The sequence below is a fragment of the Nguyenibacter vanlangensis genome (assembly GCF_013376155.1).
In the GTDB taxonomy this organism is placed as follows: Bacteria; Pseudomonadota; Alphaproteobacteria; order Acetobacterales; family Acetobacteraceae; genus Gluconacetobacter; species Gluconacetobacter vanlangensis.
Window position 1 is genome coordinate 1 of sequence record NZ_JABXXP010000903.1, and the last position, 970, is coordinate 970.

The following is a 970-nucleotide window of genomic DNA, read 5'->3' on the forward strand; positions in this document are numbered from 1 at the left end:
GGGCAACCGGGGCGCGGCGCCGGCGTTCGCAGCCTGTCGGCGAAGGGGCAGGCGGGGGGGCATGCCAGGGGGGCACCATGGCGGCACGCGCATTCTGGTCCGGCTATCTCAAACTGTCCCTGGTCACCTGCCCGGTGGCGATGATGCCGGTGCGGCGCGACAGCGGCGCGCTGCATTTCCACACGCTCAATCGCCGGACCGGCCACCGGGTGCTCAGCCGCTATGTCGACGCCCTGGACGGCCGGCCGGTGGCCGATGATGACCAGGTGCTGGGCTATCCGCGCGACGAGGAATCCTACGTCCTGCTCGAGGACGCCGAACTGGACGCGGTGGCGCTGGACAGCACCCATACGATCGACGTCACGCAGTTCGTGCCGGCCGGGCAGGTCGGCCTGGTCTGGTACGACACGCCGCATTTCCTGCTGCCCGACGATCCGGTCGGGGCGGAAGCCTTCGCAGTCATCCGGGCGGCCATGGCGGCCGGCAACATGGTCGGGATCTCCCGCCTGGTCCTGTACCGGCGCGAACGCGCCGTCCTGCTGGAGCCCAGGGACCGGGGGATGGTCCTGTGGACGCTGCATTACGGGAACGAGGTCCGGGACGCCGCCGATTATTTCGCCCCGGCCGAGGACGGATACGGGCGCGCGGAAATGGGCCTGCTGCAGAAACTGATCGACCGGCAGAGCCGCCCTTGGGACCCGGACATGCTGGACGACCCGGTGCGCGAGAAACTGCTGGAGATGATCGCGGCCAGGCATCGCGGCCGCAAGCGGGCAAAAGCCGGCGCGGCGCCCGCACCCGGCGGCCAGGTCGTCAGCATCATGGACGCGCTGCGGGCCAGCCTGGAGGAAACCAGCGGGGACGAAAGCGGAAAGGGAAAGCGGCGCAAACGGTCCTGACCGCCCACGGGCGTTCACGCCCGCCCGTCTTCTGCCCGCCCGCCTGTCGTTCGCCGCGCCGCCTCCAGCGG

General features: G+C 70.8%; 1 protein-coding gene. It reads left to right on the top strand.

The annotated features are described in order from the left end of the window. Positions 1 to 77 precede the first annotated feature (77 nt). Entirely contained in the window at positions 78 to 899 is an 822-nt protein-coding gene (ku, locus tag HUK84_RS20035; RefSeq protein WP_176641765.1) for a non-homologous end joining protein Ku, read from the top strand. Positions 900 to 970: the final 71 nt, after the last annotated feature.

Bases quoted from the DNA above. Each gene is read 5' to 3' on its own strand.
- ku (WP_176641765.1), top strand. From the start codon at position 78: ATGGCGGCACGCGCATTCTGGTCCGGCTATCTCAAACTGTCCCTGGTC.